This is a genomic window from Nocardioides koreensis (assembly GCF_039531775.1).
In the GTDB taxonomy this organism is placed as follows: domain Bacteria; phylum Actinomycetota; class Actinomycetes; order Propionibacteriales; family Nocardioidaceae; genus Nocardioides; species Nocardioides koreensis.
In genome coordinates this window covers 244,723-251,579 of sequence record NZ_BAAAQR010000007.1, presented here as the reverse complement: position 1 = coordinate 251,579, position 6,857 = coordinate 244,723, and the positions used below count along the sequence as shown (strand labels likewise).

The 6,857-nt window shown below is 74.3% G+C and carries 4 protein-coding genes; all 4 read right to left on the bottom strand.

Annotated features, from left to right (window positions below; all coding sequences use genetic code 11):
- Nucleotides 1-267: 267 nt before the first annotated feature.
- The 4 genes from ABD268_RS13440 to ABD268_RS13425 all read right to left on the bottom strand — a co-directional run bounded on the left by ABD268_RS13440 (nt 268) and on the right by ABD268_RS13425 (nt 6,850).
- A complete protein-coding gene (locus ABD268_RS13440; protein WP_344152852.1) occupies nt 268-711 on the bottom strand; it encodes a DUF3040 domain-containing protein in 444 nt (147 codons plus the stop codon).
- 147 nt (nt 712-858) lie between these two features.
- Nucleotides 859-2,046 (bottom strand): DNA polymerase IV, encoded by a 1,188-nt coding sequence (dinB, locus tag ABD268_RS13435; RefSeq protein WP_344152849.1) that lies wholly within the window; start codon nt 2,044-2,046, stop codon nt 859-861.
- A 39-nt stretch (nt 2,047-2,085) separates the two neighbouring features.
- A complete protein-coding gene (locus ABD268_RS13430) occupies nt 2,086-2,841 on the bottom strand; it encodes a methyltransferase (protein ID WP_344152846.1) in 756 nt (251 codons plus the stop codon).
- A gap of 31 nt (nt 2,842-2,872) precedes the next feature.
- Entirely contained in the window at nt 2,873-6,850 is a 3,978-nt protein-coding gene (locus ABD268_RS13425) for a DNA polymerase III subunit alpha (protein ID WP_344152843.1), read from the bottom strand.
- Nucleotides 6,851-6,857 lie beyond the last annotated feature (7 nt).

Here is a 6,857-nt window from a genome sequence, read left to right as displayed (position 1 = left end):
AGCGCAGCGAGCATGAACGACGTTGACGCCGGCCCGCACGCCGGCTTGACCATGAACTATCGAGGGATGAACCACGCGGAGCCCACGCTCACCGAAGACGTGCGGTCCACGCCATAGCGTCTGACCCCTCGCCGACCCGTCGCTTGTTCGGGGGCGTACGACGTCGAGCCGTCGCGGGCTCAGCCGACCGGACCCGGGACGGCCCGGAAGTGACGACGGGTCGGCGAGCTGAGCGTCAAGAAGCGACGGGTCGGTGAGGCCGAGCGGTCACCAGCCGCCGTTCTCCTCGCGGCGGCGGCGCCAGCGGCTCTCCATGCGCTCCATGAAGGAGCCGTTGGAGCGGGAGCGGCGCGGGCGGCGGATCCGTCCGGAGCGGCCGCCGTCGATGACGGTGAAGCCGTGGGCGGGGTGGCCGGTGGAGCGGGGCTCGGCGGAGCCGCCCTGCTGGCCACGCACCGCGGCGACCGCGATCGTGGCCGAGCCGAGCATGATCACGAAGCCGGCGATGCCCACCGGGGTGATCCGGGCGATCGCCCCGGTCATCAGCACGACGACGCCGATCACGAAGCAGACGGCCGCGATGATCGCGCGGCGTCGTGCCGAGCGACGCAGCGAGGTGCCGCGAAGGGTCGAGGCGAGCTTGGGGTCCTCCTCGACGAGGGCGCGTTCCATCTGCTCGAGCAGTCGGAGCTCCTCTTCCGAGAGCGGCACCGGTTCCTCCACGGGTCGAACTCAAGCCAGTCGATGTGCACGGCCTTGGGGTGCCTCAAGTCTAGGCAGCCGGTGGTGATCGCGGTAGCCGGGTTGAAGAAATTCGTGACCGATCTGTGCCGGGAGTCTCGGGCGACGGCCTCGGGCTCAGGACAGCAGGCTCGCGGGACGCACCGCGGCGGTCCCGAACCGCAACGTCGCACGGTCCACCGCCCGGTCGGCGTCGGACCAGCCGTGCTCCCTCTCGCCGAGGACCAGCTGCCGGTGAACCGTCTCCCGCGGGACCAGCCCCTCGACCCGGACCCCCACCAGCCGGAGCCGGGCACGTTGCAGCCCGAGGGCGTCGTACAGGCGGCTGGCGGCGCGGTAGACGTCCTGGGTCACGTCGGTGGCCTCGGGCAACGTGCGGGAACGGGTGATCGTGGTGAAGTCGGCGAACCGCACCTTGATCGTGACGGTGCGTCCCGCGACCCCCGCGACCCGCATCCGGCCGGCGACCTTCGTCGAGAGCCGCAGCAGCTCGCGCAGGATCGTCTCGCGGTCGTCGGTGTCGCGCCCGAACGTCTCGTCGGCCCCCATCGACCGGTCGGGCTCGTCGGGGCCGCGACGTGGCGTGATCGCCCGTCGGTCGGCTCCCCAGGCCAGCTCGTGGAGATGGCTGCCGAGGCCGGCACCGACCGCGCGCTGCAGGGTGCGCAGCGGGGTGTGGGCGACGTCGCCGACCGTGACGAGGCCGAGGCGGTGGAGCATCGCGCGGGTCTTCTCCCCCACGCCCCACAGCTCACCGACGTCGAGCGGGTGCAGGAAGGAGGTGATCTCCTCGGGCGGGACGACCACCACCCCGTCGGGCTTGGCCCGCCGACTGGCGAGCTTGGCCACCGACACCGCGGCCGCCACCCCGACCGAGCAGGTGATGCCCTGCTCGTCGTGGATCGTCGCGCGCAGCTGCTCGGCGATCTCCAGCGGCGACCCGAGCCGCCGGGTCGACCCGCGCACGTCGAGGAACGCCTCGTCCAGCGAGAGCGCCTCCACCAGCGGGGTGACCCGCCGGAAGCTCTCCATCACCGAGGAGGAGACCTGCCCGAACAGCTCGAAGTCCGGTGCCACCACCACGGCCTGCGGGCACAGCCGGCGGGCTCTGGTCATCGGCATCGCCGAGCGCACGTCGTACTGGCGCGCGGCGTAGCTGGCCGAGAGCACCACCCCGCGAGACCCCCCGCCCACGATGACGGGGACTCCCCACAGGTCCGGCCGGTCGCGGGTGGCCACGGACGCGTAGAACGCGTCCATGTCGACGTGCAGGATCGGCGTGGCCGGAGCGCTGGCGGAGGTCACGTCGATCCTCCCGTCACCGCCGACTCGGCGGCTCCCGCGTCAGCGCGCGAGCAGGTGCAGCTGCGTGGCGAGCGGGAGGTACTCGGACCGCTCGGAGACGGCGTGCTCGAGCTCGACCAGGGCCGCGGTGGCACCGGGCTCGAGGTCGAGCAGGGAGCCGGGCACGAGGTCGGCGAAGACGCGCACCCCGTGCACCGAGACGACCTCGAAACCGGCACCCTCCAGCAGCGCGACGGCCTCGTCGTGGCTGAAGCGGCGTCCGGCCCGGCCGTGGGCGACGTCGCGGTGCGCGGCCGGGTCGAGCAGGGCCAGGGCCTGCTGGAAGTGGCCGGCCATCGCCCGGGCGACCACGGCGGCGTGCCGCTGGGCGACCAGGAGGCTGAGGGTCCCGCCGGGGCGCAGCACCTCGCGGATCGTGGCCAGGGCGGCGGCAGGGTCCTCGACGACCTCGAGCACCCCGTGGCAGAGCACCACGTCGGCGCTGTCGCCGCCGGTGAGGCCGAGCAGGGTCGACAGGTCGCCCTGCTGTCCGGCGACCTCCACGTCCTGCTCGCGGGCGCGGCGGGCCAGCGCGGCGAGCGCGTCGGGGCTGGGGTCGACCACCGTGACCCGGTGGCCGAGCTCGGCGACCCGCACCGCGAAGCCGCCGGTGCCGCCGCCGATGTCGAGGACGTCGCGGGGTTCGTCACCGAGGACCGGGAGCAGGGCGTCCCACACGACGGCGGTCCGGGCGGCGCCCCGACGCTCGCTGGGCCGGTCGCTGGGCCGGTCGCTGGGCCGATCGGTGGCTGGCATGCCCCACACCCTAGGGCGTCCCGGAGAGGAATCATCCTGCGCTCCCGGGGCTGCGGTGCCACAGCTTGCGCGCCACGTCCTTGCTGGAGTCGCCGGCCGGCTTGATGTCGGCGTACGGAGAGAGCTTGAAGCCGCTGGAGTGCACCAGCACCCGCCGCCGGCCCATGCCGCCGGCAGCACTGTGGTGCGGGGACTCCTCGGAGTCGAACGTCTGCGGGCGCGCCATCACCGGCCGGGTGGCCCGGCTCTCCGCGGCCCCGGCGACGGCGGCCTCTCCGACCCCGGCGAAACCCTCCGGGACCACGGCCATCGCCTCGCGGACGGCGTCCAGCCCGGCGTCGCCGCCCCCGCGGGAACGCCACAGGGCGAACAGCTCGGGCAGCTCCCAGCAGCCGGTCGCCCGCAGCGAGACGCCGCGCCGGCCGGTGCGACGCAGCTCGCCGCGGACCACCAGCAGCCAGGAGTGGAAGACGGTGGCGGCGTAGGGCCCCTGGGCGTCCTCGAAGAACGTCGCGTCGACCGGGCCGGTCGCGTCGTCGAGGGTCAGGAAGATGACCCGGCGCCCGGAGCGGATCGGCGGGGTCTGGGTCGCGACCTTGACCCCGGCGACCAGCAGCTCGGCCTTGCTCCTGCGGGAGAGCAGGTCCTGGCTGCGGGTCACCCCGAGCTCGTCGAGGAACCGGGCGTAGGTGGCGACGACGTGCCGGCTGGCGTCGAGGCCGAGGATCTCGAGCTCGGCCCGCATCTTCTCCTCGGCGTCCATCTCCGGCAGCCCGCTCACCGCCTCACCGCCCTCGCCGGGCGCGTCCCCGAGGTCGAGCGCGAGCTGCACCGAGGTCACCGGGCGCGGTGGCGGCGTGGCCCGGGACTGGGCGGTGGCCCTCGCCCACACCCCCGCCTCGGCCAGCGGGTGCCGCTCCAGCGCGGGCGCCGCGTCCCGGGTGCCGGGGTCGGTGCTGTTGCGGGCCGCGGCCTCCTCGGCGCGTGCCTGCGCCGCGGCGGCCCCACCCCGCACGACCGGCGACCTCCGCCCCGTCAGGCCGCGCCCGCGGCCGGCCCGCTCGAGGGCGCGGGCGTGCCGGTCCAGCTCGGCCACCTGGAGCAGCAGGTCGCGGCGGGTGACCCGGCCCCGGCGGCGGACGCCGTCGACCAGCGCCGACCCGATGCCGTAGATCGAGTCGAACCCACCGGCCAGCACCAGCCGCTCCGCGATCGGCCGGGACACCTGGGCGCGGTGCCAGAAGTCGGAGAGCGAGGAGTAGGGGCGGGCGGCGGTGATCCGCTCGACCTCCGCCTCGCTGATCCCCTTCACCTCCGCCAACGCCAGCCGGATCCCGTACGCGCCGCCCGGGCGCCCGCCGGCGGCGTCGTCGTCGCTCCACGCGTCCTCGTCGCCGATCTCCTCCACGGAGTACTCCTTCGCCGAGGCGTTCACGTCGAGGCCGAGGACGGTGATGCCGAGCTGGCGGGCGTCCTCGAGGATCAGCCGCTTGGGGTACATGCCCGGGTCGTGGGTGAGCACGCCCGCGAGGAAGTGCGCCGGCCAGTGCGCCTTGAGCCAGGCCGACTGGTAGGTCGGCAGCGCGAACGCCGCGGCGTGGGCCTTGCAGAAGCCGAAGGACGCGAACGCCTCGAGGACCTTCCACACCCCCTCGACCACCGGCAGCGGATAGCCGTGGGCGAGGGCGCGGGGGAAGAACCACAGCTTCGTGTCGGCCATCCCCTCGACGTCACCGAGGGCGCGCCGCTTCTCGTCGGCCTCGGCGTTGGTGATGCGCGCGAACCGGGCGATGATCTCGATGACCTGCTCGTGGAAGACCACCACGCCGTGGGTCTGCTCGAGGATCGGGCGCAGGTCCTCGTGGAGGTAGGACGGCGCCCTCCAGCCCTGCTTGACGTCGAGGTACGGCGTGATCATGTCGCTCTTGACCGGGCCGGGCCGGAACAGCGAGATGTCGGTGATGATCTCCTCGAAGCTCTCGATGCCGGACTTCCCGACCAGCTCGCGCTGGCCGGGCGACTCGATCTGGAAGACGCCGAGGGTCTTCGCGGACGAGATCATCGCGTAGGTCGCCGGGTCGTCGAAGGGCACCTGGGCCTCGTCGTCGAGATCGATCTCCACGCCGTCGACCCGCCGGATCTCGGTGAGGGCGTGGGCCATCGAGGACTGCATCCGGATGCCGAGCACGTCGAGCTTGAGCAGGCCGAGGTCCTCGACGTCGTCCTTGTCGAACTGGCTCATCGGGAACCCCGCGTAGCTGGCCTCCACGGGCGTCCGGTCGAGCAGCGTGGCGTCGGAGAGCAGCACCCCGCACGGGTGCACCGCGATGTGCCGCGGCAGTCCGTCGAGCCGCTCCACGAGCCGGAACATCAGGTCGAGCCGCTCCTCGCCCAGGCCGCTCGCCCGCAGCTCCGGCAGCTCGCGCAGCGCCACCCGGGCGTCGCGGGCCCGGATGTGCGGGAACGCCTTGGCGATCGCGTCGATCTCCCCCGGCGGCATGCCGAGCGCGGCACCGACGTCGCGGACGGCGTGCCGGACCCGGTAGGTGTCCATCATCGAGACGCACACGCACCGCTCCCCGCCGTACCGGTCGAGGATCCGCTCGTAGACCTCCAGCCGGCGGGCCGACTCGACGTCGACGTCGATGTCGGGCAGCGCCTGTCGCAGCGGCGAGAGGAACCGCTCCATCAGCAGCCCGTACCGGATCGGGTCGACGCCGGAGACGCCGAGCAGGTAGTTGACCAGGCTCCCCGCGCCCGACCCGCGCGCCGCGCAGCGCACCCCCATCTCCCGGACCAGGTCGGTGACGTCGCCGACGGTGAGGAAGTACGACGCGTAGCCGAGCTCGCGGATCATCTCCAGCTCGTCGTCGAGCCGCTTCCAGACGACCTGCCGGGGCGCCGAGCCGTAGCGGTCCCCGATCGCGCCCTCGCAGCGGGCCCGGAGCAGGCCGTCGGCGCTCGACCCCTCGCCCACGTGGCCGGCCCCGTGACCGGTGGAGAGCTGGAACTCCGGGAAGTGCACCTCCCCCAGGCCGAGGTCGGCGCGGGGGTCGAGCGCGCACCGGTCAGCCACGGCACGGGTGCGGGCCAGCAGCCGTCGGGCCTCCCGGACCGGGTCGGTGGCCAGTCCGGCGAGCCGGCAGATCTCCTCGGCGACCTCGGCCATCTCCTTGCCGGACTTGAGGAACCCCTCCGCGTTTCCCCTGGAGTGGGAGGGGCCGACGTGGCGCAGGTCAGCAGAGCCCAGGGCGACCAGCCGACGGGCGGCGTCGAGGACGTCGACGGTGGGGGCGTCGCGGCGGTCGGCGTAGCGGACGGCGTTGGTGAGCACCGTCTCGAGGCCGGCCTGCCGGGCCACCCCGGCCATCCGGGCGGCGTGGGGGGTGGTCCCGGGCCCCCAGCTGCCGCCCGCCGCGCCCAGCCGGTGGGAGACCAGCTCGACGAGGAGGTCCTCCCTCGGCACGAGGGAGCGCCAAGGCGCGAGCGCGGCGTGGGCCAGGTCGTCGCGGCGCCGGGTGACGGCCGCCCCCAGCTCGGAGGCCGGGCCGAGCAGCACCAGCAGGTCGCCCGAGCCGAGCAGCTCGGCGACCATCGGGGAGCCCGGGTCGAGCACGGGGGTCCCGCGCTCCCCCGCCAGGTGGGTGGCCGAGACGAGCCGGCAGACCGCCGCCCACCCTGCCCGGCCCGCAGCGAGCAGCGTCACGCGCGGCAGCCGTGGGTCGCGGAAGGCGCCGCCGCGCACCGGGGTGCGGGTGGGGCGCACCTCGTGAGCGGCGGGCGTGAGTGCCGGCCGGTAGGCCAGGTCCACCCCCAGCACCGGGCGCACGCCGGCGGCCAGGCAGGCCTTGGCGAACTTCACCGCGCCGTAGGTGCCGTCCCGGTCGGTCAGCGCCAGGGTGTCCATCTCGTGCTCGACGGCCCGCTCGACGAGCGTGTGCGGGTGGGACGCGCCGTACTGCAGGGAGTAGCCCGAGGCCACGTGGAGATGGGGGAAGGGATCGGACACGGGTCGC